At 55.7% G+C, this 23682-nt stretch carries 22 protein-coding genes and 1 tRNA gene; 13 read left to right on the forward strand and 10 right to left on the reverse strand.

What is annotated here, in order from left to right:
* Positions 1-5: 5 nt before the first annotated feature.
* Both ACN08Y_RS08575 and ACN08Y_RS08580 read right to left on the reverse strand, forming a co-directional pair.
* Complete coding sequence (locus tag ACN08Y_RS08575; RefSeq protein WP_419100399.1) at positions 6-326, reverse strand: 2Fe-2S iron-sulfur cluster-binding protein; 321 nt, start codon at positions 324-326, stop codon at positions 6-8.
* Positions 327-509: 183 nt separating this feature from the next.
* A tRNA-Arg gene (locus tag ACN08Y_RS08580) sits at positions 510-582 on the reverse strand.
* A 456-nt stretch (positions 583-1038) separates the two neighbouring features.
* On the opposite strand from ACN08Y_RS08580, the gene ACN08Y_RS08585 reads away from it, so the two are divergent.
* Positions 1039-2865 carry a phosphoenolpyruvate carboxykinase (GTP) gene (locus tag ACN08Y_RS08585; protein ID WP_419112418.1) on the forward strand — a complete coding sequence of 609 codons (1827 nt, stop codon included), beginning with the start codon at positions 1039-1041 and terminating at the stop codon, positions 2863-2865.
* Positions 2866-3163: 298 nt separating this feature from the next.
* On the forward strand, positions 3164-4651 hold the full coding sequence (locus ACN08Y_RS08590; protein WP_419105332.1) for a sugar ABC transporter ATP-binding protein: 1488 nt from the start codon (positions 3164-3166) through the stop codon (positions 4649-4651).
* Positions 4652-4748: 97 nt separating this feature from the next.
* Here ACN08Y_RS08590 and ACN08Y_RS08595 read toward each other — a convergent pair whose 3' ends face one another.
* Positions 4749-5117 carry a hypothetical protein gene (locus ACN08Y_RS08595; protein ID WP_419100402.1) on the reverse strand — a complete coding sequence of 123 codons (369 nt, stop codon included), beginning with the start codon at positions 5115-5117 and terminating at the stop codon, positions 4749-4751.
* 326 nt (positions 5118-5443) lie between these two features.
* Here ACN08Y_RS08595 and ACN08Y_RS08600 point away from each other — a divergent pair, with 326 nt between their 5' ends.
* The 4 genes from ACN08Y_RS08600 to ACN08Y_RS08615 all read left to right on the forward strand — a co-directional run bounded on the left by ACN08Y_RS08600 (position 5444) and on the right by ACN08Y_RS08615 (position 9010).
* The gene (locus ACN08Y_RS08600) at positions 5444-5923 is read left to right on the forward strand and encodes an RrF2 family transcriptional regulator (RefSeq protein ID WP_419100403.1); all 480 of its coding nucleotides are present in this window, start codon (positions 5444-5446) and stop codon (positions 5921-5923) included.
* A gap of 121 nt (positions 5924-6044) precedes the next feature.
* On the forward strand, positions 6045-7229 hold the full coding sequence (locus ACN08Y_RS08605) for an FAD-binding oxidoreductase (RefSeq protein ID WP_419112419.1): 1185 nt from the start codon (positions 6045-6047) through the stop codon (positions 7227-7229).
* A 454-nt stretch (positions 7230-7683) separates the two neighbouring features.
* A complete protein-coding gene (locus tag ACN08Y_RS08610) occupies positions 7684-8175 on the forward strand; it encodes a hypothetical protein (protein WP_419100405.1) in 492 nt (163 codons plus the stop codon).
* A 97-nt stretch (positions 8176-8272) separates the two neighbouring features.
* Positions 8273-9010 carry an Abi family protein gene (locus ACN08Y_RS08615; RefSeq protein WP_419100406.1) on the forward strand — a complete coding sequence of 246 codons (738 nt, stop codon included), beginning with the start codon at positions 8273-8275 and terminating at the stop codon, positions 9008-9010.
* A gap of 146 nt (positions 9011-9156) precedes the next feature.
* On the opposite strand, the gene ACN08Y_RS08620 is transcribed toward ACN08Y_RS08615, so the two are convergent.
* The gene (locus ACN08Y_RS08620; protein WP_419112433.1) at positions 9157-10560 is read right to left on the reverse strand and encodes a phosphomannomutase/phosphoglucomutase; all 1404 of its coding nucleotides are present in this window, start codon (positions 10558-10560) and stop codon (positions 9157-9159) included.
* A 137-nt stretch (positions 10561-10697) separates the two neighbouring features.
* Here ACN08Y_RS08620 and manA point away from each other — a divergent pair, with 137 nt between their 5' ends.
* The 3 genes from manA (at position 10698) to ACN08Y_RS08635 (ending at position 13645) form a co-directional block, all read left to right on the forward strand.
* Entirely contained in the window at positions 10698-11903 is a 1206-nt protein-coding gene (gene manA, locus ACN08Y_RS08625) for a mannose-6-phosphate isomerase, class I (RefSeq protein WP_419111067.1), read from the forward strand.
* A 100-nt stretch (positions 11904-12003) separates the two neighbouring features.
* Entirely contained in the window at positions 12004-12273 is a 270-nt protein-coding gene (locus ACN08Y_RS08630; protein WP_419100409.1) for an ACT domain-containing protein, read from the forward strand.
* A 13-nt stretch (positions 12274-12286) separates the two neighbouring features.
* Positions 12287-13645, forward strand: a complete 1359-nt coding sequence (locus ACN08Y_RS08635) for a PFL family protein (RefSeq protein WP_419105336.1) — start codon at positions 12287-12289, stop codon at positions 13643-13645.
* A gap of 114 nt (positions 13646-13759) precedes the next feature.
* On the opposite strand, the gene ACN08Y_RS08640 is transcribed toward ACN08Y_RS08635, so the two are convergent.
* The 6 genes from ACN08Y_RS08640 to ACN08Y_RS08665 all read right to left on the reverse strand — a co-directional run bounded on the left by ACN08Y_RS08640 (position 13760) and on the right by ACN08Y_RS08665 (position 19530).
* Positions 13760-14872: an alginate lyase family protein gene (locus ACN08Y_RS08640; protein ID WP_419100411.1), complete on the reverse strand. Its 1113-nt coding sequence runs from the start codon at positions 14870-14872 to the stop codon at positions 13760-13762.
* A gap of 62 nt (positions 14873-14934) precedes the next feature.
* The gene (locus ACN08Y_RS08645) at positions 14935-16509 is read right to left on the reverse strand and encodes a hypothetical protein (RefSeq protein WP_419112420.1); all 1575 of its coding nucleotides are present in this window, start codon (positions 16507-16509) and stop codon (positions 14935-14937) included.
* Positions 16510-16574: 65 nt separating this feature from the next.
* On the reverse strand, positions 16575-17324 hold the full coding sequence (locus ACN08Y_RS08650; protein ID WP_419112421.1) for a sugar isomerase domain-containing protein: 750 nt from the start codon (positions 17322-17324) through the stop codon (positions 16575-16577).
* A gap of 96 nt (positions 17325-17420) precedes the next feature.
* The gene (locus tag ACN08Y_RS08655) at positions 17421-18761 is read right to left on the reverse strand and encodes a PTS ascorbate transporter subunit IIC (RefSeq protein WP_419100414.1); all 1341 of its coding nucleotides are present in this window, start codon (positions 18759-18761) and stop codon (positions 17421-17423) included.
* 32 nt (positions 18762-18793) lie between these two features.
* Positions 18794-19081 carry a PTS sugar transporter subunit IIB gene (locus ACN08Y_RS08660; RefSeq protein ID WP_419100415.1) on the reverse strand — a complete coding sequence of 96 codons (288 nt, stop codon included), beginning with the start codon at positions 19079-19081 and terminating at the stop codon, positions 18794-18796.
* Between the two features lie 14 nt (positions 19082-19095).
* Positions 19096-19530 carry a PTS sugar transporter subunit IIA gene (locus tag ACN08Y_RS08665; RefSeq protein ID WP_419100416.1) on the reverse strand — a complete coding sequence of 145 codons (435 nt, stop codon included), beginning with the start codon at positions 19528-19530 and terminating at the stop codon, positions 19096-19098.
* A 386-nt stretch (positions 19531-19916) separates the two neighbouring features.
* Here ACN08Y_RS08665 and ACN08Y_RS08670 point away from each other — a divergent pair, with 386 nt between their 5' ends.
* The 4 genes from ACN08Y_RS08670 (at position 19917) to ACN08Y_RS08685 (ending at position 23676) form a co-directional block, all read left to right on the forward strand.
* Positions 19917-20804, forward strand: a complete 888-nt coding sequence (locus ACN08Y_RS08670; RefSeq protein ID WP_419100417.1) for an SIS domain-containing protein — start codon at positions 19917-19919, stop codon at positions 20802-20804.
* Positions 20805-20832: 28 nt separating this feature from the next.
* On the forward strand, positions 20833-21807 hold the full coding sequence (locus ACN08Y_RS08675) for a 1-phosphofructokinase family hexose kinase (RefSeq protein WP_419105340.1): 975 nt from the start codon (positions 20833-20835) through the stop codon (positions 21805-21807).
* Positions 21808-21831: 24 nt separating this feature from the next.
* Positions 21832-22677: a class II fructose-bisphosphate aldolase gene (locus ACN08Y_RS08680; protein ID WP_419100419.1), complete on the forward strand. Its 846-nt coding sequence runs from the start codon at positions 21832-21834 to the stop codon at positions 22675-22677.
* A 204-nt stretch (positions 22678-22881) separates the two neighbouring features.
* Entirely contained in the window at positions 22882-23676 is a 795-nt protein-coding gene (locus ACN08Y_RS08685; RefSeq protein WP_419112422.1) for a DeoR/GlpR family DNA-binding transcription regulator, read from the forward strand.
* The last annotated feature ends 6 nt before the right edge of the window (positions 23677-23682 follow it).

Consider the following 23682-nt stretch of genomic DNA (forward strand, 5'->3'; position numbering starts at 1 on the left):
GCCATTTACATTCCTGGTTGCAGGGTAACGTGTGCCCCGTCCATTCCTTGGGAGTATTCCGTCTGGCAGCTGAGGCGAGAGCACTCGTTGGCGATGTCATCGATCATATCGAGCAGGTCTTCTTCGGCTTCTTCGCGTTCGCCCGATGCGGCAAAGTGCTCGGGATCGATAAAGGCGTGACAGGTGGCGCATGAGGCATTGCCGCCGCAGGTAGCAAGTACCGGGAAGCCGGCTGCTAGGACAGCGTCGAGCATGCTCTGGTGGGGCTCCCAGGTCACGTCTTTGGTGGTACCGTTTTCATCGGTGACCGTGATGTTTACGCTCATATCTTCTCCTGTGCTGATGCGGCAGTGAGGCCGTCTGGCCTTCTTGTCTTCCCCTATTTTATGGGATAGGCAAGAGCAAGCCCGTTTTTGTGGTGAAAACTACCCCACGGTCATGGGGTTCTGCGGCCTCTTGATGTAACCGCAATAAAAAAACCGGCCCCACAAGGAGGCCGGTTTCTGGTGTGCGCCCGAAGGGATTCGAACCCCCAACCTTCTGATCCGTAGTCAGATGCTCTATCCGTTGAGCTACAGGCGCATTGTGCCTTGGCTGACTATCTCTAGCCCGTCTTGGCAACAGGTAATACTCTACGCAGGTTTTTGGAGGTGTGCAAATCGAAAGTGCGTGACACTGCTCTCACTTATGGTGGGTGCCCTGTCTGCTCAGTTTGGTCTCAGCTTGGTTAAGGCCACCGGGGGCGCTCCGGGGCTGATGTGGCTGTATTGTGTCATGCCCAAATGATTTTTAGGTTTTGCTACGGGGGTGTGAGGAAGATCGGAGCGAAATATTTGTACTAATTCTGACAAAAGACCTATATCTGGGTAGGCTAGACGTACACGATGAAGTGAAAGTGCACCGCACAACGCGTTTATTCATTGCTAATGAGTGGCGCGTTTTTCTGTTTTCGCTCTGCCGGCGGCACAGAAAATGGGTGGGCACCTGCTTCCGGTACAGAGAGGTACCGGGGGAACCGATACATAAGGGGAAGCGTCAGTGACTGACATTTCAATCGACAATTTAATTGCACAGGCTCCTACCAACTATGAGGAATTACTTGCTTGGGTCGCTGAGGTTGCTCAGCTTACCCAGCCCCATGATATTTACTGGGCTGATGGCTCACAGGAAGAATACGACCGGCTGGCCGCTGAACTGGTTGAGGCCGGTACCCTCCGCAAGCTCAGTGATCATGAGTTCCCTAACTCTTACGTTGCTTTTTCGGATCCCGATGATGTGGCCCGTGTTGAAGAGCGTACCTTTATCTGCTCACAGACCCAGGATGGTGCTGGGCCGACCAACAACTGGCAGGACCCAGCTCAGATGCGAGCGACTCTGACCGATCTCTTTAAGGGTTCCATGCGGGGCCGTACCATGTACGTGATTCCCTTTGTGATGGGTTCACTCGATGCGACCACTCCTAAGTTCGGTGTCGAAATTACCGACTCTGCCTACGTGGTTGTTTCTATGCGGATTATGGCCACTATCGGTTCTGATGTTCTTGCCAAGATGTCCGAGACCAAGGCTTTCTTTGTGAAGGCACTGCATTCGGTGGGCGCTCCGCTTGAACCCGGCCAGCAGGATGTTCCCTGGCCCTGTAACCCCGAGAAGTACATTGTGCAGTTCCCCGAAGACCGTGAAATCTGGTCCTATGGGTCCGGTTACGGTGGTAATGCCCTGCTGGGTAAGAAGTGCTACGCACTCCGTATCGCTTCAGCAATTGGCCGCGATGAAGGTTGGATGGCAGAGCACATGCTGGTGCTCAAAGTAACCAACCCTGAGGGGCGTAGCAAGTTCATATCCGCGGCCTTCCCCTCAGCCTGCGGTAAGACCAACTTTGCCATGATGGATCCCACCATTGAAGGCTGGAAAACCGAGATGGTTGGCGATGACATCGCCTGGATCGAGTTCCGCGATGGCAGGCCCTACGTGGTGAACCCCGAGGCAGGCCTGTTTGGTGTCGCCCCCGGCACCGGCTGGTCCACCAACCCCAATGCAATGCGCGCAATTGCTCGGGGTAACACCATCTTCACCAATGTTGCCCTCACCGATGACAACTCTGTGTGGTGGGAGGGTAAGACCGATGAGGTCCCCGAACATCTGATTGACTGGCAGGGCAAGGACTGGACCCCTGATTCAGGGCGTCCGGCGGCTCACCCCAACTCACGTTTCTGCACCCCCATCGCCCAGGCTGACACTCTGGCCGAAGAATACTATGCACCCGATGGTGTACCGCTGTCAGCCATGATTTTTGGTGGCCGCCGCAAGACCACTATCCCGCTAGTTTCCGAGGCCACAAGCTGGGAGCAGGGTGTCTTCCGTGGCGTGACCCTCTCTTCAGAAACCACCGCCGCCGCCAAGGGCCAGGTGGGCCTTGTGCGCCGTGACCCCATGGCTATGCTTCCCTTCATTGGCTACAACGCCGGCGACTATATCCAGCACTGGATTGATCTGGGTAAGAAGCACGGCCAAGAGAACATGCCCAAGATCTACTACGTCAACTGGTTCCGCCGCACCCCCGATGGCGGGTTCGCCTGGCCCGGATTTGGTGAGAACAGCCGCGTGGTCAAGTGGATTTTCGACCGTTTGGACGGCACCGCTGGTGGCCAGGAAACCTTCTTGGGCCTTGTCCCGACACCAGCGGACCTGGACCTGACCGGTCTTGAATTGAGTGAGGAAGAGCTAACCGCTGCTCTTACCGTTAGCCGCGAAGAATGGGAAGAAGAACTGCCCGGTATTGACGAATGGCTGGCATTCTTAGGGGATAGAGTCCCCGCCGAAGTGCACGCTCAGCGCCAGGCCCTAGCTACTGAGCTAGGCAAGTAACCCCCCGCGGTTTCATATGTGAGCCCTTGAATTGATAAGGGTGTAGCTCATCTCAAAGTAGCCCGCAAGAGCCTAGCTCTTCCGGGCTACTTTTCTTTGTGCAGGATTAACACCTAGATGCCCCTAAATTGGGGGAGGAAGCTACCTTATATATTCTGTAGAATGCTATAAGAATGGCTGAAGACTGTACTGTATAGCCCTGTGCCCTCCCGAACAAAAACTGCCGGTTAGCCACCGGCGAGGTGAGTTGCGTAGCGGTGAGCGAGCTACTGCTTGCTTGTGTGGAAGGAATACAAGAGTGGGAAATTTGCTGAGCGTTAAAGAACTCACCAAGAACCACGAGCACCTCCGCGCCCTCAAGGGCGTTAACCTGGAGGTTGCCGCCGGTGAAATCGTAGGTCTTCTCGGCGAGAACGGCGCAGGCAAGTCGACGTTACTGTCCATCCTGGGGGGCTGGGACAGCCCCACAGGTGGCACCATTACCCTAGATGGTAAGAGCTACACCCCAAAGAATCCCGAAGAAGCCTTGGTGGCCGGTGTAGGCTCTATCCGCCAAAAATTTACTGTGGATTCTGAGCTGACCGTTGCCCAGGCAATCTTCCGCTCCACCCAGTATGCCGACGATGCTGAGGACGCTTTGGTAGCTCGCGCCCAAGAACTACTCTCCGAAATTGGTCTTGCTGTTGACCCCCGCGCCAAGATGGGAGATCTGGTGCGTGCAGAGCAGGCCCTGGTTGAAGTCGTCCGCATGGAGGCCGAAGAGACCCGCCTAGTCCTCATGGATGAAGTTGCCGCAACCTTCAACGACTTTGAAATCTACCAGCTTCATGAGGTGACCCGTAAGCTGGCAGCTGAGGGCCGCGCAATTATCTACATCACCCACCGTATCGATGAGATCCGCTCCCTGGCTCACCGTGCAGTGATTCTTTCTGAAGGCACCATTAGCACTGAAATTAACCCAGGTGCCATGACTACCGAGCAAATCGCCTTCAAGATGTTCAACCGCGAAATCGAGATGGGCGGTCGCCCCGATGACTTCGCTGGCCAAGACGCCAAGCTCATCGTCGAGAATCTCACCAGCTCCAAGGGCTCCCTAAATAAGGTGTCCTTCTCGGTTGACCGGGGTGAAATCTTTGGTCTGACAGGGCTACGCCGCTCCGGTATTAACGAGGTTGCTGCCGCCCTAGTCGGTGTTGACGAAACCGCCACTTTCGGCACTCTCAAAGTCAACGGGCAGGACGTCACCATTAGCTCACCCGGTGACTCTGCAGCACTCGGTATCGGCTACCTCTCCGATAACGATGACGAACTGGGCCTTGCCAACGAACGCTCTATTGCAAAGATCCTGATGGAAAGCGCAGGCCTTAAAGAACGACCCAAAGGCTTCTTGCACGAAGTATCCGCCTTACGGGAGGTCGCTGAACAGGTTCAGAAGCTCCGCATCAAAACCACTAACATCCAGGGCCAACTGGGTAAGCTCTCTGGCGGTGATCAGCAGAAAGTCGCCCTCGCCCAATGGATTACTACCGACTGTGAAATCCTGATTCTCAACCACCCTACTCGTGGCATTGATATGGGCTCTAAGAGTGAAATTTACAAGATGCTCATGGAGCTGACCGAAAAGGGGACCTCTATTATCCTCATTGGGTCAGACATGTCAGAACTTATCGGCCTGTGCCACCGCATTGCTGTGATGCGCTCCGGTGAAGTCGTTTCGGTCCAGCAGAATAAGGTAGCCACCGAAGACACCCTCATGGGCGAAGCCCTGGGGGAGGATCTGGTCTAGAGAGCTCGACCATAACTGAAAACAGGAGGGCTCCCGGCTCATCATAGCCGGGAGCCCTCCTGATTTAGGCTGGTGTGCCTTGGGGGATGAGGCCAGCTTACAAGGAAATCCTTGAAGCGATGGCATTGAGTTTGTGGCGTGCTAGAGCCAGGTTGGCAGTGTTGCGCTCAAGCACCAGGTAGACGAAAAGACCTGATGTTTCTGAAGTGTTAAGAACGTTGATCAGGTGGTACTGGGAGGAAAGAGTGATCATAATGTCCTCAATGTTCCCCTTGACATCAAGGTCAGCCATGGTCTTGAGCTTAGCCCGAACAACATTTGAGTTACCGGCAGCAGCTACCGTGAGGTCAAAACCAGGGGAACCACCAGCGGCAAGAGCCATACCCGATGAAATATCGACAAGAGCGGCACCGGTAGCGCCTTCAATGGAGAGCAATTCCTGAATGGAGGCATCAAGCTGTGACAAGATAATTCCTTTATCTATGTACCTGCCAGAAGAACACGACATCAATGGAGGAGTGCACCAGCAGGAGGCGGTATGGACGCAACCACCTACCCGCACCCTTGGCGTATGTGCGATGAAAAGGGTTGCGCCCTCGAGTTTTTACTTACCTATCATACTACTTTGCCACTCTCACACACCCCCAACATGTGCAGGAAACCCGGCTAAAGTAGAGTTCAAGCGCCAGAAGTCGGCTGATGACAGCCTGGCTTGAAACCTGAAAGCATATAGCTGAAACTTAAGGTTGAAGCAATAATCGCCCCATCACTATGTCTAAGGAGCTGGACCTTGTGCGCCTCACTGCCTTTTCAGATGTTTCCCTGCGCGTACTGATGCTACTTTCTGGGCTGGACGGTCACCAAATCTCAACCCAGAAAATTGCTGAGGGTGTAGGAACCCCCTATAACCACGTTGCCAAATCTGTAGCCTTCCTGGCAAATATGGGTCTGCTCGAATCAACCAGAGGCCGCACCGGCGGCATCCGCCTCTCCGAAAAAGGCGCTTGTGCAACCGTCGGGCAGGTCCTCCGTGCCACCGAGGGCGACATACCTATGGTCGAATGTGAAGGCGAAACACATACTTGCCCCATGCGTAATTCCTGCTCCTTGCGCGTAATCCTAGCTAACGCTCGTGAAGAGTTCTTCAAGATTCTCGATCCGGTCGTTATTTCTGAGCTACCCAACGAAGCCCAGATGGGCCCGGTTTTCCTTGAACTCGGACTTGGCCCCCTTGGCTCCGCCAGAAAAACCACGGCCGGTAGCTTAAACTAACAAAAGCACCGAGGCCGCTGTCGGTTTTAAAACCGGCAGCGGCCTTTCCAATCCCTAATACTGGTATGAAGTATGCTAAATTGAAAGTGGTTTATCAACAACCTGTCACTAAGGAGCACTCATGCTATCTGCCAAATCCCGCCCCATCATCGAGGCAACCCTCCCCGTCATCGCCGAACGCATCAACGACATCACCCCCGACTTCTACCGCCGCATGTTCGCCGCCCGCCCCGACCTCATGGACGGCATGTTCTCACGCTCATCCCAACTCGAAGGCACCCAGCCCAAAGCACTAGCAGGCTCCATCGCAGTCTTCGCCTCCTACATCCTGGCCAACCCCGACAGCTACCCCGACGAAGTCCTCTCTCGCGTAGCCCACAAACACGCCTCACTGGGCCTGCGCGAAGAAGAATACCCCACCGTCTACAAGTACCTCTTCGAAGCCATCGCCGCCAACCTAGGCGACATCCTCACCCCCGAAATCGCAGAAGCCTGGACCGAAGTCTACTGGCTCATGGCCGACGCCCTCATCAAACTTGAAAAAGGCCTCTACGCCTCACAGGCCAATGAGGTCATGTTCGCCCCCTTCCGCCTCCTAGAGCGCAAAGAAACCGGCGAGAACGTCATCGACTTCACCTTCGAAGCCGCCAACGCCGTAGCCATGACCGACGCCGTAGCAGGCCAGTACGTCTCCATCGTCACCAAAGCAAAAGATGGCCTCCGCCAGGCCCGCCAGTTCACCCTGCTCCCCTCCCAGAAGAACCAGCGCCGCGTAGCCATCAAACTCGACACCGCAGGCGAAATGACCCCCATCCTGCACGAACTCGCAGTCGGCGACAGCGTCGAGGTCTCCAACCCCTACGGCGACGTCACCCTGGGCGCTTTTGGCGATGACGCAACCAAACCTCTCTACCTCTTCTCCGCAGGTATCGGTGTAACCCCCATGATCGCCTTCCTCTCCGAACTCGCCACCAGCGGCTCAGAGCGCGAAGTCGTCGTAGTTCACGCCGACCGCTCAACCGCTACCTGGCCCCTACGCGAGGAGATGGCCAGTTATGTTGAGAAACTCAAGAACGCCCGCCTGATTTCCTTCCTCGAAACCGCCGGTGAAGGCGACTACGAAGGTCGCGTTGATATCTCCAAGCTGGAGGTACCCGCCAACGCCTCCGCCTACCTGTGCGGCCCGTTGCCCTTCATGCAGGGTGTACGCTCACAGCTCGTTGAAGCGGGTGTACCCGGCCAGCAGATCCAGTACGAGATCTTCGGCCCCGACCAGTGGATGCTCCACGACCAGGCCCGCGCCTAACCCTTCGGCCCAGGCCCGCGCCTAACGGTTAAAGATAGAGCGCGGTGAACCTACCTTCGCCTGCTGACCCTCTCAGGTGCTCGCGCTGGGGTGCTCGCCCCTGATTCACGCCAGCCCCGAGCCAGCAGGCTCCCGGTAGGTTCACCGCGCTTCTGTATGGGTTGGGGTTAGCCCGTGTACGGCACTTTCGCCTGCTGATCCTCTCAGGTGCTCGCGCTGGGGTGCTCGCCCCTGATTCACGCCAGCCCCGAGCCAGCAGGCTCCCGGTAGGTTCACCGCGCTTCTACATCTTCATACAAAAGCGCCCGCCCTGTTTCCTAGCCGCGCAGATGAAGCGACTAGAATTTAGCTAGACTTTATAAAGAATTTTTCTAGAATTGAATAAGAAGTTAGGCTAAAGCTAGAAAGGTAGAGCCGGGATATGGCCAAGGAAGCTATTTAGGGGAGATCGATTATGCCCACCAGAGCGCAGGAAGCGTTTGAACGATTCGGAGCTGTTCTTGACCAGGAAGCTGGACGGTACGGTATTGAGAATCTAGAGGCCTTGCCAGGGGATTACTATCTGGCCGAGATTGACGGTGACAGGGTTGCCGTAGCATCTACCTACCGGACCATCAAAACTGGGTCATCACAGATCTCGATTTCAAACAAAAAGGTCGAGGGCCTGCTGGAGGTAGCGGAGGATTACAAGGCAACTCCAGTCCTTGGCTATTACGTTGAAGACAATGGTCGAGGAGCAAAGGACTTAGTTCTGATTAAACTTGCTTTCTTCTCGGAAGAAAGCAAGAGGCTGGGGCCAGGGCGGGTCTTCAACTACACATTGTCAGGAGGATATTACTACGGACACGAAGCATTCCGTTCCCTCGATCTGGAAGCATACCGAGACTTTCTTTACTGCGCGGTCCGCTTCTCAACTACTGACAAGCCCGAAGTAAGGTACGTTTAGCCGCGAGGAAATAAAACAATAGCTCCGGGGGTATATCCTCTATTTCAGGACAGTCGACCGTTCCGGAGCTCTCACCTATACCCTAGCAGGTGTATCAATGAAGTCAAGAAGAAAATATCAGCTGAGTGATTTAGAGCGCTGGTTTTCGGCACCGCGTATGTCACGCTTCAAGAGCTCTGACAAGGCTGAAGACCTTTATGTGTGGAATACTCGAGTTGCGAAGGCGCTCCTTGAAGATATTCAACACATAGAGGTCTTGCTTCGCACCACAATCGATAGGGCCATGAGCGCCGAAAATGGCGACGACTGGATAGTTGATATCTCTTACTTTGACTCAAACTATAGAGGTCGTGGTAGGGTCTCAAACGGTCATGACGCAAGCTATACGAGAAATGTTTATAAAGCGATTCAGCGTTCTGGTCAGCCCTATTCCACCGCCACAAAGGGAAGAATCATCGCTGAATTGTCTTTCGATCATTGGCGCTTCTTACTGACTGCGTCTAAGGAACCCACTGCTTGGATGTACATCAAACGACATTTGCCGGACTACACTGTAGGCGGCAAGCCTCGTCAGGATTTTGAAAATGCCGTGATATATGCGTTGTATCTGAGAAACCGGCTATCACATCATGAACCTGTCACGCGAAGAACACTGCGCGAAGAGTACCTGTATCTTCGTGAAGCTACCCAGAAACTGAATCAGTTAGCTCAGTGGCTTGATGCTGATGCTGCTGTGTGGATCCGGTCTCACTCACGAGTCCAAAAACTATGGAGAAGCCGGCCAAGGGATGAATTGCGAGATGCACTATGGCTGCGTAAACATCCTCTGTATTGAGGCATAAAGCCATAGTTATACTGACTTTTAAAGAGCAGATAAGTCGTAGGCAGACCCATCAGATAAAAGCGCCCGCCCTGTTTCCTAGCCTCTCGGCTAGAAAACAGGGCGGGCGCTCTTTGCCTTCAGAAAAAGCAGGAGGTTCCTTAGCCCTCGCGCACAATCTTCAAAATAGTGTCACGCACACGCTCCATCGTGGCCACATCGGGAGCCTCAAGATTCAGACGCAGGAAAGGCTCAGTGTTTGAGGGGCGCAGGTTAGCCCACCAGCCCTCAGTCTTATGCTCAAAAGTGGTACCGTCCATATCAGAAACCTCAACGGTATCACCAAAGTGAGCGGCAACGCGGGCAACAGCACCAGCCTTGTCCTCAATCTCAGAGTTAATCTCCCCGGAGGCAACGTAGGGAGCGTACTTCTCAGCCAGCTCGCTCAGTGGAACCTCAACCTCACCCAGCGCCGCCAGAACATGCAGAGCAGCCAGCATACCGGTGTCAGCGTTGAAGAAGTCCTTGAAATAGTAGTGAGCCGAATGCTCGCCACCAAAAACACCCTTTTCATGTGCCATAACAGCCTTGATGAAAGAGTGACCCACACGGGTCTTAATGGCACGGCCACCCAGCTTCTCAACCAGCTCAGGCACAGCCTTAGACGTAATCAGGTTGTAAATAATGACCGGGTTATCGTTACCTTCAGCCTGGGCACGCTTAATCTCGCGCTCAGCAACCAGTGCGGTAATAGCCGAAGGCGTGACAGGCTCACCCTTCTCATCAATCACGAAGCAACGGTCAGCATCGCCATCGAAAGCCAAACCAATGTCAGCACCGTGCTCCACAACAGCCTTCTGCAAATCCACCAGGTTAGCGGGCTCCAGCGGATTAGCGGGATGATTGGGGAAGGTGCCGTCCAACTCAAAGTAGAGGGGAAGGATTTCCAAGGGCAGGCCAGGCAGAATGGTATCGCCCAAAACAGCGGGAGTAGTCAAACCGCCCATACCGTTACCGGCATCGACAACAACCTTGAGCTTACGGATACCCGAAAGATCCACCAGATTGCGCAGGTACTCGGCATAAGCCTGAAGCACGTCCTTCTCAGAGACGGTACCGGTAGCCTCAACAGCGGGGATAGCGCCCTCATCCAGGTACTTCTGGGCCAGGTCACGAATATCGTACAAGCCGGTTTCAGAAGAAAGCGGAACAGCGCCCGCCTTGGACATCTTCATACCGTTGTACTCAGCGGGGTTATGCGAAGCAGTAAAGGTAACGCCAGCGGCATTCTCAATGCCACAGGCAAAATAGAGCTCGTCAGTAGAAATCAGGCCAATATTAATGACATGAGCGCCTCGAGCGGTTACCCCCTCGGCAAAAGCCTGCATGAACTCGGAGCCGGAGGGCCGCATATCCGCGCCCACCAGCACATTCTGACCAGCTAAATCGAGAACGTCCACGAAAGCGGCACCGGTCGCACGAACGGTCTCAGCGGTAATGGTTTCACCTACGATACCGCGAACATCGTAGGCCTTAAAAGATGCGGTTAAATCAATAGTATTCACAAGAGCCAAGTTTACGGGGCGCCAGCGGCTTTAGACAGTTTCCATGCGAATTTGTCGGGGATTTATGGCAATAAACACCAGCAATTTAGATAATAATTTTATGCCTATGGCACCTAAGGCATGGTTGTATGGTGTACATGGCTGAACTTTTTTCTCTTGCTAACCCGATTCAGAATTATGCCTGGGGTTCATACGAGACCTTAGCTCTCATGCGCGGGGCCCCAGCCCCCACCGAACAACCCGAAGCAGAGCTCTGGGTAGGTGCCCACCCCGCAGCTCCCTCCGTAGCACACGTAGACGGCGGCACCTACACCCTTGACGCACTGGTTGCAGAGCAGCCCAACCGCTTCCTCAACGCCCAGCGCACCAATGACGTCTTCCCCTTCCTCTTCAAAATTCTGGCTATTGAATCGCCTCTTTCCATCCAGGTGCACCCCACCGACGAGCAGGCCCAAGCAGGCTTTGCCGACGAGAACGCCCGTGGCATACCCCTGAACGATCCGGCACGCAACTACAAGGACACCTTCTCCAAACCTGAAACCGTCATTGCCCTCTCAGAGATGCGCATCCTAACTGGCGTGCGCAAGTTCTCTGAGCTCTCGGCTATCGCCGAGCATTTCAAGCTCCGCTGGCTGGCTGGCGCCTTAGATGCCTCCAAGACCCCCAAACAGCTTCTCACCGCAATTATCCGAATGTCACCGCAAGCCTCCGCCACCGCCCTTGAGCAAACCCTTGCAGCAGCCCGCAGCTGGGCACAAAAGAACGGAGCCGTGGACGGGCGCGAATCACTGGCCGCTGGCGTAGCCGAACTAGTCAACCTCATTGACTCTAAATACCCCGGCGACCGCGGCCTGCTGGTTGCCCTGGTCATGAACCTGGTCTACCTGGCACCGGGTGAATCGGTCTATACCCCCGACGGGCAGGTGCACGCTTACATCTCCGGCACCGCCATCGAACTCATGAACCCCTCCGATAACGTCATGCGCGCAGGGCTAACCCCCAAACACCTTGACGAGGAAGAACTCATCAAGATTCTGGGGGAGCGACAAGACGCACCGGTCATTCAGCGCCCAACCCCCACCAGCGACGGCACCGCAGAATACTCCATGTGGGACAAACGCCTCAGCATCACCCACCTGGTCCTTGAGCAAGGTCAAGAAATTGAACTCCCCCTTAGCGGTGTTGCGATCGCCCTGTGCACCGCTGGTACCATGGTGGTTCGCGATGACGATAAGACCTTCACACTAGGCGGAACCCAAGCAGTGATGTACACAGGAGAATCCGCTACCCTAAGCCTTAGCGGCCAGGGCCAGCTCTACATCGCCTGTCAGAGAGCATCATAGGTCAGGTCCCCTCCAAAGGGCCCCCTCGAAGCCTGGGCAAGGACAACCTGACGCCCCAGCCGGTGGCTAACCAGCTAAAAACCAGTACCTTAAGGAAACGATGAAAATTATTTTAACTGTGACCGGCCTAGACCACGAGGGCATCATCGCCGGTGTGACAGGCAAGCTCGCTGAACGCAAAGTCAACATTGAAAACCTCTCCCAGACCCTCATGCAGGGTTACTTCACCATGATTCTGCAGGGCAGCTTCGATGAGACCAGCCAGTCCATCACCGAGCTGCAAGAAGCCATGAAACCGGTTGAAGAAGCTCAGCGCGTTCAGATTCGTATTCAGTCTGATGCAATCTTCCAAGCCATGCACAACCTCTAGGAGCTACCGCACCATGTTCCGCTCCGATAATATTCTTGAAACCCTACAGATGATCGAGGAAGACAAACTCGATATTCGCACAGTCACCATGGGCATCTCACTGCTGGACTGCGCTGACTCCAGGGGCGCTATTGCTCGCCAGAAAATCTACGACAAAATTACCTCCCGCGCCGCCCGCCTGGTTGAAGTCGCTGAAGGCATTGAGGCTGAGCTCGGTATCCCCATCATCAATAAGCGCATCTCCGTCACCCCTATCGCTCTGGTTGCCGGCGCCTCCGACGACGAGGACTATGTAGAGTTCGCAAAAACCCTGGACGCTGCGGCTAAAGCCGTGGGGGTGAACTTCATCGGCGGTTTTACTGCCCTGGTTGATAAGGGTTCCACCCCCGCTGATGAAAAGCTCATGCGTTCTATCCCACGTGCCCTCAACGAGACTGACGTGGTCTGTGCCTCTGTCAATATTGGGTCTTCCCGCGCTGGAATCAACATGAGTGCGGTCAAAACCATGGGCGAGGTTATCCGCCAAACAGCCGAGGGCTCGGCAGAAGCCCACGGCTTTGGTTGTTCTAAACTGGTTGTCTTTGCCAACGCCGTATCCGATAACCCCTTCATGGCCGGTGCTTTCCACGGCGTGCAGGAAGCTGACACTGTTGTTTCTGTAGGTGTTTCGGGCCCCGGCGTGATTAAACGTGCCCTGGAAAAGGTGCGCGGTGAATCCTTTGATTCCTGCGCTGAGGCCATTAAAAAGGCAGCCTTCAAAATAACCCGCATGGGCCAGCTGGTTGGCACCTTAGCCGCTGATCGCCTGGGTGTTGACTTCGGCATCGTAGACCTTTCCCTGGCTCCCACTGCTGAGGTTGGCGACTCCGTAGCGCACGTGCTCGAAGAGATGGGCCTGGAATCCGTGGGAACCCACGGAACCGTTGCCGCCCTGGCCCTACTCAACGATGCCGTCAAGAAGGGCGGGCTCATGGCCTGCTCCCATGTGGGTGGACTTTCTGGCTCCTTTATCCCCATCTCTGAGGATATCGGCATGATTGATGCCGCCGCAGCCGGGAAAATCACCCTGGATAAGCTCGAAGCTATGACCGCCATCTGCTCGGTCGGCCTGGATATGGTCGCTATCCCCGGTGATACCACCGCAGCTACCATCTCAGCCATGATTGCCGATGAGGCAGCTATTGGCGTGATGAACCACAAGACCACCGCTGTGCGAGTTATCCCCGCAATCGGTCTTGAGGTTGGTCAGATGGTCGAGTTTGGCGGCCTGCTAGGCCGCGCGCCTGTTATGCCCGCCCACCCCGAATCCGCTGAGGCTTTCGTGGCTCGTGGTGGGCGGATCCCGTCCCCGGTTCACGGCTTCCGTAACTAAAGACAAAAACAGAAGGGGCCGGCCAGTTACGCACTGACCGGTCCCTTCCGCTTTAAGAGAGCTCAGAGCTGCGGGGTTCAACCCAGTTAGCGCCCACTAACACAGAGCAGGCACCTAGAAGCTGGGGAAAAGCTCCAAGGTTTGCAGGCCGTTAGAACCCAAAGAACCGTCCGCGAGGGCTTTCTTGCCTGCAGGGTCAGGGTAAACACGGCTGAGTAAGGCAAAGTAGGCGGCATCACGCACGCCATCGAGTTGCCCCTTGTTGCTCTCATAGTAGGGGAAGCTAGCGGGGTTGTTAGTCCACCGGGCAGCTACACCGTAGGCCTGCTCCAGCTTCTTGCCGCCGGGGGTGGCCCAGGCAGGCAGGCCCAGATCAACAAAGATCTTAGCTGCGTGGCTGGCAGGGAGTAGAGCATAGTGCGTGTAGGCAATTCCCTTCTTGCCCTTATCGGGGCCCCCATGCCAGTTAGAGGTTGCACTGCGATCGCGTTCCAGGGGCATCTCGCCCTTGTCATCAACACCTTTAATGAGCAGTGTTTCCCAACGGTCCTTAGCCTGCTGAAGCAGAACCTTATCGCCCAGGTAACCGGCTACGCAGGCCTCCGTCAGCACCCCCCAGAAACCGTGGTTATTATCCCTGTCAGAGGTGGAATGAGGCAGAACCAGGTTACGGAGGAAGTCTTTGAAGGTTGCGTTATCCCATTGGCCGCATACCTGAGCCCAGTAGGCTGCCAGAATCATGTGCGCTGAGTTGAAATTCAAGTCAGCCTCCCCCTGGCGAGTGCTTACCGCGGTGAGGGTGCTGGCCCAGGCATCAATAATCTGGAGTGCCTTGAGCGCATACTCCGTCTCCCGAGTGATGCGGTAGCGGATAGCTAGGCGGTAGGCTACGCGGACATCACGGCTAAAAATGGCACCACTTTTAGGGCTGGTGTTAACACCGTTCGCGTCATAGTGAGGTGCAGGTGCCAGGTCTGCTACCGGGCTAGGCTGATAAGACAATTCACGGGCGCAACGGTTCAAGAAAGTAGCCAGCTTGTCCTGGTTCTGGCGCAGGTAGGCGAAGTCCTTTTCGTGGACCAAGATGCTGGGGTTGGCTTTAATAATCCGGTCAGGATTGATAGCGTAGCTTGCCTGTGCTGGGTCTTGGACCAGGGTTGTTCCTAGTCCTGCTAGGGCCACAGAGCTTAAGAGGCCGCTGAGGGCTTGACGCCGAGAAGCGTACATACTAAATCTCCTCCTAGTGAGGGGTTGAGGGGTAGACCTAAGCTGATATTTCTAGGGCAGTCTTATTTGGTGTAGAGCTTGATATTGTCAATGGTTGCCGAACCCTCGTAATAGTTCAGGTGCGGGATACCAATGACAAAGTTATCCGGGTAAGCCGATCCCTCAGGCCACATATCCTTATCAAAGCTACCGAAGGGGCCCTCAAAGGTGAGAGTCTGGTTCAGAGAACCATCGTACTCATCAGCGGTCTGGTTGTAGTGCCAGATGGAGTGCTGTCCGTCCTGATCTACGAAGGGGCGCTCATTGCGGATCGTGGTGTGGCCGATGTAGCGGAAATTGCCGGTCAGCTCGGTGACGTAGCTGTCCTTGGTGCGCTCAATAGCAATGGTGTAGGTTTCTTGAGGCATCAGTTCAGGCTCAAGCTCAGCGGTAGCAACAATCGTTGCACCGGGAACATCACCAACACGCAGGCCACAGGGAGTGGGCATGACGAACTGGTTGTAGGCGAAGCTCGGGTCACGGAAGCTGTTGCCGTCAAAGAAGATCTGGTTGATACCGTTTGCCTTTGAGAGGCTATAGGGGTATACCTCCTGGGTGGCGGGGTTGCAGACAGAATAGTTCTTAGCCCATGAGGCATCAACAGAGTAGGTATCCATGCCTACCTTGCGGTGGCTGTGGATGAAGATGTTGTTGTGGGGAGCCGGGTGGGCGTAGTCCATGATGGAGAGCAGATAGTAGCCGTTCTCCTTGGTCACATCGCCCCAGGGTGCGGCGCAGGGGTCAACGGTGTCTGAACCACCCTGAGAGTAGTCACCACGGCGAACCCAGGGGAAGTTAGTCTTGCACTCACCGGGGGTGTAGCCGTTGTACTTGCCGTCGTAGTTCCAGGTCTCTTCGCCGTCAACGGTACGCTTGCCACCGAAATCAACGGTCTTAAGTTCGTACTCAATGCGGTATTCGCTGGGTAGGGTGTCGGTGCCGGTAAGGACCAGGCCGCTATTCCAGGCGGGAACCTTCAGAACTCCTTCCCCGTCCTGGCTTGTCAGAGAGGGCTCTGCATCGGGAATCCCGTCCTTGTTGAGGTCCTGGGCAGCTAATTCTAGGGTCAGCCAACCGTCCTGGCCGAAAGTAAGACGCTTACGCATTATGTTCATGCTGTCCAGGGCACGGTCGAAGGACTTGCCCCCCAAAATGCTGTAATAAACACCGTCATCGGAGAACTCATCAACGTACCAGGGGCTTTCGGCGCCCAACGGATCAACTATCCAGGGCTCTGCCGAGAGGGAAATATCATCATCAAACTGTTCTTGATACTTAAGAACCCAGTCTTGACCTGCCTGGTCCCCTGTACCGGCAGAAGAGCTAACACTGGGGGAGGGAGTTGGCTGGGGGGACCCGGTTTCGCTAGGTTCTGCAGTTGCGGTGGGTTGTTCCGTTGAGCTGGGGCTAGCACTGGGGCTAGGGCTTGCTGTTGCGGTGGGTTGCGCTGTTGAACTGGAGCTGCTCGTCGCTGAGGGGCTAGCAGAAGCGCTTGCTGTGGGCTGACCGGGCTGGCCCGGGGCTGTTGAACAAGCTGCCAGGCTGAGGGTGACTAGACCCAGGGTTAAGGCCCTGTATTTGCTGGAGGTAAACTTCATTGTTTATGTCCTTAGATATAAAAGGTGCCTGACTCAGAGTAAAGCTCCGAGTCAGGCACTGCTCATTAGTTAAGGTAGAAGATCTTGTCCTGGTTTTCAGACATGTGCTTCTTGTTCCACTCGGCACCACCATCGAGGTTGGCCGCGAGGAAGACTGGGGCGCTGATTCCGCGAGCCAAGAGCTGCTCTATGATACCTGCGGACAGGGAGTGCAGAATCGCGGTCGAGGTGATACCCGAAGCAGGGGTGAACTTCTGGGGGACACCTTCGAGGGAAAGTACGGCGTCGCCGGCATCGACCTGGTTGTCGATGAGGATATCTGCGTGATCCTTGAGCTTGGTCTTATCGGGAACGCGAGAGGTAACGGCGTCGGTGTACTTGGAGGAGGTCAGACCTACCACGAAGATGCCGCGGGCACGGGCTTCACGAGCCAGCTCGACCGGGAGTGCGTTACGGCCAGAGACCGAAACAACAATGAGAACATCGCCTTCGCGCAGGGGTGAGTTGTTGAGGACGACTTCGGCGTAGCCGGGCATCTGTTCCATCTGGGAGCCCAGGGTGGTGGGGCGGGTGGTCAGTGCTTCAACGCCGGGTGCGTAGAGGGGGTTGATGAGCATGAGGCCACCGGCGCGGTAGACGATGTCCTGGACCGGCAGGCTGGAGTGTGAAGCACCGAAAGCAAAGATACGGGCACCCTTTGCGACGCGGTCAGCGATCTCTGATGCTGCCTTTTCGATGGTAGGTACTTCTTCTTCACGAATCTTTTCAAGCAGGGAGATGATTTGCTGGTAGTAGCTATCCAAGAGCTGTGACATGATTCAGAATCCTTTGATTGATGCTGGTAGAAAATTGTTGTTCCCCGCCCGACCGGTAAGACCGGGCGGGGTAGCGGTGCGAGAGCAACCAAGTTTTTAGGCTACGAGACCCAGGAGCTGGCCGATCCAGTGGATGATGATGCCGGGGACAACAGCATCGGGAACGGTGAAGCCCAGGCCGGAGGCGCCGAGAGCTTCCAGGTCGCCAAAGGCCTGGCTGTAGAAGGCGAAGGAGATCAGGATCCAGCCCAGGAAGCCCCAGAGGAAACCGCCAATCCAGGCTGCAAGACGGCCACCGGTTGAGTTAGCAAAAATCGCTGCGGTACCGGAAGCGAAGAAGGCCACGATCATGGAGGGGATGGGGACCGGCCAACCCAGGGAGACACAGAGCGCCATACCAGCGATTTGACCGATGAGACCGGAAATCAGACCGATGAGCAGAGCGTTGGGTGCGAAGGCAAAGAGAACAGGTACATCCAGTGCGGGAATCGCGTTGGGAATAACCTTCTGGGAGATACCTTCAAAGGCAGGAACGATTTCCCCGATGAGCATACGAACACCGTAGAGCAGAATCAGCATACCTGCGGTGAACTGCATAGCCATCATGAAAGCGAAGAGGATCCAGTTTTGACCGTTGGAGATACCACCGTTTTCGGTGGTCGCTTCGAAGGCTTCTACGCCACCTACGGAAACAGCTGTGATAGCTGTGCCGATGGAGACAATGAGCATGACCAGGGTGGTGGAGACAGCTACGTCGCGGAAGAAGGAGAGCTTCTCGGGGAGTTTGATGTCCTCGGTTGACTTCTCCTTGTTGCCAATGACCATGCCCAGGTAGCCAGCTAGTACGTTGAGCAGGGTCTGGCCGTGTGCGAAACCAACGTCGTTACCACCGGTGATACGGCGGACGAAGGGCTGGGCGATGGCGGGAGCCAGGGTCATGTAGAAGCCGTCAATGATAGAGGCGATGGCAACAGTCCAGAAGGGGCCCAGACCCAGCTGGTAGATGGCGATGGTGAAAGCACCAGCGTGCACCCAGATCATGTGGCCGGTCAGGTAGACGTAGTGCCAGGGGGTGAAGCGGGCTAGCAGGAGGTGAACGATGTAACCAAAGAGCATGGTTAGGCCAATTTGTGAGCCTAGAGCTGCTACAGGTCCAGCCTGAACGGCCGAGACCACGGCTTCATCGAAGGTAACGAAGGTGGTGATGTTCCCCGCGGGGAAGGCCATCTTGAACATGTCCTGGATGGGGCCGAGGCCCTGAATCAGGACGGTAACGCCGCCACCGATAATCAGTAGCGAGAGTGCGGTCTTAATAGTGCCGGTAACAATCTCGTCGGCGCTCTTCTTCTGGGCGAGCAAACCGATAAAGGCGATAAAACCTACGATAATAGCTGGGATCTGAACCAGCTGTATCAAGAAGGAAAGGACGGAATCCATGGTGGTTTACCTTATGTATCTAAGGGGTGCTGTTAGGCACCGGCTTGGAAGTCTTTGACAGCTGCTAGAACCTTGGTCTTAACCTCGTTCTTGTCGATGAGATTGTCAATGAGAACGACCTTGGCCTTGGTGCCTTCGACGTTTTTTGCCATTCCGGTGGTGGTCACAACGATGTCTGAGGGCTGGGACTTGAAGGAGCCCAGGTCAATAGCCTGAACTTTAGCTTCGATACCTTCGGCGCTGAGCAGGGTGCGTACCTGCCCGGCCAGCATCATGGAGGTTCCGAGGCCCATGCCACATACGGTTGCAATTGAAATCATTGTTCTTTTCCTTACTATTTGGTGGTGAACACGCGCATAAGCTCATCGTCATTGCGGGCCTGGCGTGCTTTTTCAATACGGTCTTGGTCAGCTAGGACAGCTGCAAGTTCTTGGATCTTTTCCATGTGCCCGTCGGTGCTTGTTGAGGCAAACGAGATGAGGAAATCGACGGGATCGTTCTTCTCGCTACCGAACTCTACGGGGGTGGAGAGGGTGACGACCGCTGTGCCAGACTTGAGCACGCCGCTGGTTGCCTTAGCGTGCGGCATGGCAATGCCGGGAACAAAGACCATGTAGGGCCCAAAGTCCAGGACGCCCTGAATCATAGCCTGAGTGTATTCTTCGGTGGCTATTCCGGCCTGCTCGTAGAGGCTGCCAACTAGCTGGATAGCTTCTTTCCAGTCTTTGGCCTCTCGTTGGGCTGAGACGAGATCGGGAGTAAAGCTCATGGGATTGTCTCCTCGGTAACGGACCTATCTACACATCCCATCATAGTGAGCGAATTTGCGTGATGTAAACATTTTTACTGATTTTTTTGAGAAAAAATCAAACTTGATCATGGGGCCTGGTGAAGGATGCGCAGGGGCCCTGGCGCCTGAAAAAGGGTGGTTTTGACTCAAAAGTAAGAACCGAACCCTCCCTATTAAGTATCTTGAGTGTCGTTCGCCTCAGTTTTTGCCTTTGGGTAGGGTGCTGGGTGCTCGCTTTTCTTTTAAGTTGCCTTCAGGTCTGGACAGCAAAAGGAATCATGTGTAATCATAAATATTGAGCGAAATTGATTGCTAATGGGCAGTTGCTCACCAGAACTACAGACGCTCCGGAAGGGAAAAACACCATGTCTCTAGCAGGCGCTTTTATGAAAGAAGAACTTGAAAGCCAGCCCCTCATGTGGGAGCAGGCACTGGGCTTGGACACCGCCGTCCTTCCCCAGCCCGGCCTGAAGGTAGCAGCTATTGGCTGCGGCACCTCCTGGTTCATGGCTCAGGCCTACGCCGCTCTGCGCGAAAATGCTGGCCAGGGCATCACCGATGCCTTCACCGCAACCGAGGTCCCCACCGGTCGTGACTTTGACGAATACCTCATCATCTGCCGCTCCGGTACCACCACCGAAATCGTTGACTTCATGAAGAGCGTCAAAGGCACCAAGCCCATCACCGTCCTGGTCGGTGTACCTGACTCACCCGTAGCAGAACTTGCTGACCGCCTTGTTGACCTCTCCTTCGCCGACGAGAAGTCCGTTGTCCAGACCCGCTTCGCTACCACCGCTCTCATGTTCCTGCGGAGCTCCATCGACTCAGAAGAAGTATGCCGTGCCGCTATCGAAGATTGCCGCGCTGCACTGAGCGAACCTCTTGCCCCTGAACTGATCAACGCTGAACAGTACTCCTTCTTGGGCACCGGTTGGACCGCAGCGCTGGCTACTGAAGCCGCACTCAAGATGCGCGAATCCTCCCAGAAGTGGACCGAGTCCTACAACTCCATGGAGTACCGCCACGGTCCCATCTCCATCGCAGCACCCGGCCGCGTCACCTGGCAGTTCGGCCTTGCACCCGAGGGGCTGCGCGAGCAGGTAGAAGCAACCGGCGCTTACTTCGAGGATCGTGACCTTGACCCCCTGGCTGACCTTGCTCGCCAGCACCGCGTAGCTCTTGAAACTGCCTTGGCTAACGGACTAAACCCCGATGAACCCCGCAACCTAACCCGTTCAGTCATTCTGAACTAAGCAGTAGGGAAAGGGGAGAGGTACCATTATGGCCGGTGCACGAGTCATTACACTGACGCTCAATCCAGCTCTCGATATCACGGTGAGCATAGACCAGCTCACCCCGGAGAGCACCCTTCGGATCCCTCATGCCCAGCGCAGATTGGGCGGTAAGGGGCTTAACGTTGCAAACGTAGCCGCCGAGCAGGGCTACCCTGCTCTGGCTCTTGCGCCCCTGAACGAGCTATCGCTCGCTGAGCTCAAGGCCCGAGTTGCCGCTTCGAGCCCCGGGGTGTGCCCCCTACACGAGCAGGTACAGCTCCTTCAGGCCTCTACCCCCGTTCCCCTGCGGAGCACCTATGCCCTGGTGGAAACGGAAAGTTCCACGACCACCATCATCAACGAGTCAGGCCAGGAGCACCCCGCAGAGGTCTACCGGGAACTCCTGAAGCACCTGGCAGACTCCCTGGCTCAGTACCCCGGTAGCGTGGTCACACTCTCTGGCTCCTTCCCTCCCCGGAGCCCCGAAGGACTTATCTCTGATATCGCTCGTACCTGCCAGGAGGCCGGTGCCGCTTTCATCGTGGATACTTCCGGCCCCTACCTACTGGAAGCCGCCCGCGCCGGTGTCACCTACCTCAAGCCCAATCGAGCTGAACTGGTAGAAGCAACCGGTGAGCAAGACCTCTACCGGGGTGTCGCCCGCCTACAGGAGCTGGGTGCCCAGCAAATCATTGTCTCCTGCGGCCCTGACGGCCTCTACGCTTTCGGGCAAGAGCAGGGAGTCAAAGCGCGTCTTGCTCAACCCCTTGAAGGTAACCCCACCGGGGCAGGCGATGCCCTCGTAGCAGCCCTTGCTACCTCACTTCTTGATGAACTCAGCCTAGAAGACCTGCTTATCCGTGCAGTGAGCTGGTCTGCCTCCGCTGTTACCCAACCCCTCGCCGGCTCTATTGGTAGCGCCTGGTCTTCACTGGCCGAAAAGGTCATCGTTGAAGATGTCACCTACCCGTCGGCGTCCTAGCACCAGCCCAGAAGGAAGAACAACATGCCACAGGTAAGCACCCTAGATCTGGTCCTAGCTGCCGAAAGCCGTAAGAGCGGCATCGGGGCTTTCAACGTCGTCCACCTGGAAACCGCAGAAGCAATTGCGGCCGCCGCTGAGCGATCTAACCTGCCCGTGATTATGCAGGTCAGCCACAACTGCATCCGCTACCACGGTGGCTTTGAGCCTATCGGCCATGCCATGCTTGAAATTGCACGGAACTCAACCGCCGAGATTGCTGTTCATCTGGATCACTGCGAGTCTGTGGAACTGGCCTGCCAGGCTATTGACCTGGGCTTCAGCTCGGTCATGTACGACGGCTCAACCCTGCCCTACGAAGAGAACCTGGCCGCAACCGCCAAGGTCGTGGAATACGCCCACAAGAAGGGTGCGACCGTTGAAGCTGAACTCGGTGAAATTGGCGGTAAGAAGAGCGCCCACGCTCCCGGTGTACGCACCGATCCGGCAGAGAGTAAGGAATTCGTGGCGGCAACCGGTGTCGATACCTTAGCAGTGGCTGTAGGCAGTGAGCACGCCATGACCTCCCGCACCGCCACCTTGGATCACGAGCTGATTGGCCGGCTCCGTCAAGCCGCAGGTGTACCCCTGGTCCTGCATGGCTCATCGGGCGTCAGTGACCAGGAAATCCTGCGCGGTATTGCATCTGGCATGACTAAGATCAACGTTTCAACCCACCTGAACGGTTTCTATACCGGGGCTATCCGCGAATACCTGGCGGCTCACCCAGATGTCGTGGACTCCCGCAAGTACACCATGGCTGGCCGGGAGGCCCTGAGCCAGGAGGCCCAGCGATTGCTGACCCTTTTTGCCAGCGGTTCCGCTCGATAGTAATAACCCTTGCCCGGCTGGTTCCAGCCGGGCAAGAGCCTGGCTTACATGACTGTGCTGTCTGGGGAGCTGGCCCAGTTAGTGGGCAGGAATGAAAGTTAGAAAAGAATTCGATAGATTATTGGGAAGCTGGGGCGCATCCCCGGCGATACCTGTTGGTTAGCGGCCTGAAAAACTATAGAGATCAAGGAGCTTGCTCTGACTATGCGTGATGTGCGCCATACACAGATATTGGATATCGTGAACTCACGCCAAGTCGTGACGGTCAAAGAACTGGTTGACGAGCTCAAGATATCCACAGCCACGGTCCGGCGGGACCTGGAAGCGCTCAGCCAGGCTGGCCTGCTGCAGCGCACACGGGGTGGCGCCCAGAGTCTGCCTACCTACCTCCCGCCGGTCATTAAGATGGACCAGACCCACAGCACCCAAAAGGCCGCAATTGCCCAGCATTGCCTGGAATACATCAAGCCCGGTGCCATGATTGGGGTCACCGGTGGCAGCACTGTGGGCGCTCTTGCCCATGCTCTTGCACAGTGGGCTCACCGCCATAAGGATCAGCTCTCTTCTCCCCATAAGCCTCTGCTGACCATCGTCACCAACGCCGTTGATATCGCCTACCGGCTGGCCGAAGTCAGCGAAATCAAAATTGTGCTGACCGGCGGGGTGATTAACGGCTTCTCCTACGAGCTGACCGGCCCCTACGCCATTGATGTTCTCAACCAGATTTCTTTGGACATGGCTTTTATCGGGGTCAACGGGTTCGACGAAAACGGCCCGGGCACCGTGGATGAGTATGAGGCATCGGTCAACCACACTATGATTACCCGTGCCCAGCAGACCTTTATCGTGGCCGATTCAAGTAAGTTCGGTAAGCGTTCCTTTACTTCGATTAGCGGTGACAGCGACCGTTTAGCCACTACCATCATTACAGACTCCTCTATCAGCCAGGAATGGGCCGATCGGGTGACCCAGCAGGGCTATAACCTCCGTATTGTTTAATTCTTT

It is taken from the genome of Rothia sp. P5764, assembly GCF_048512965.1.
Lineage (GTDB): Bacteria > Actinomycetota > Actinomycetes > Actinomycetales > Micrococcaceae > Rothia.

Coding starts and splice junctions, on each gene's coding strand:
- ACN08Y_RS08575 (WP_419100399.1), bottom strand. CDS start 326: ATGAGCGTAAACATCACGGTCACCGATGAAAACGGTACCACCAAAGAC.
- ACN08Y_RS08605 (WP_419112419.1), top strand. CDS start 6,045: ATGCTATCTGCCAAATCCCGCCCCATCATCGAGGCAACCCTCCCCGTC.
- ACN08Y_RS08610 (WP_419100405.1), top strand. CDS start 7,684: ATGCCCACCAGAGCGCAGGAAGCGTTTGAACGATTCGGAGCTGTTCTT.
- ACN08Y_RS08615 (WP_419100406.1), top strand. CDS start 8,273: ATGAAGTCAAGAAGAAAATATCAGCTGAGTGATTTAGAGCGCTGGTTT.
- manA (WP_419111067.1), top strand. CDS start 10,698: ATGGCTGAACTTTTTTCTCTTGCTAACCCGATTCAGAATTATGCCTGG.
- ACN08Y_RS08630 (WP_419100409.1), top strand. CDS start 12,004: ATGAAAATTATTTTAACTGTGACCGGCCTAGACCACGAGGGCATCATC.
- ACN08Y_RS08635 (WP_419105336.1), top strand. CDS start 12,287: ATGTTCCGCTCCGATAATATTCTTGAAACCCTACAGATGATCGAGGAA.
- ACN08Y_RS08640 (WP_419100411.1), bottom strand. CDS start 14,872: ATGTACGCTTCTCGGCGTCAAGCCCTCAGCGGCCTCTTAAGCTCTGTG.
- ACN08Y_RS08645 (WP_419112420.1), bottom strand. CDS start 16,509: ATGAAGTTTACCTCCAGCAAATACAGGGCCTTAACCCTGGGTCTAGTC.
- ACN08Y_RS08650 (WP_419112421.1), bottom strand. CDS start 17,324: ATGTCACAGCTCTTGGATAGCTACTACCAGCAAATCATCTCCCTGCTT.
- ACN08Y_RS08655 (WP_419100414.1), bottom strand. CDS start 18,761: ATGGATTCCGTCCTTTCCTTCTTGATACAGCTGGTTCAGATCCCAGCT.
- ACN08Y_RS08660 (WP_419100415.1), bottom strand. CDS start 19,081: ATGATTTCAATTGCAACCGTATGTGGCATGGGCCTCGGAACCTCCATG.
- ACN08Y_RS08665 (WP_419100416.1), bottom strand. CDS start 19,530: ATGAGCTTTACTCCCGATCTCGTCTCAGCCCAACGAGAGGCCAAAGAC.
- ACN08Y_RS08670 (WP_419100417.1), top strand. CDS start 19,917: ATGTCTCTAGCAGGCGCTTTTATGAAAGAAGAACTTGAAAGCCAGCCC.
- ACN08Y_RS08675 (WP_419105340.1), top strand. CDS start 20,833: ATGGCCGGTGCACGAGTCATTACACTGACGCTCAATCCAGCTCTCGAT.
- ACN08Y_RS08680 (WP_419100419.1), top strand. CDS start 21,832: ATGCCACAGGTAAGCACCCTAGATCTGGTCCTAGCTGCCGAAAGCCGT.
- ACN08Y_RS08685 (WP_419112422.1), top strand. CDS start 22,882: ATGCGTGATGTGCGCCATACACAGATATTGGATATCGTGAACTCACGC.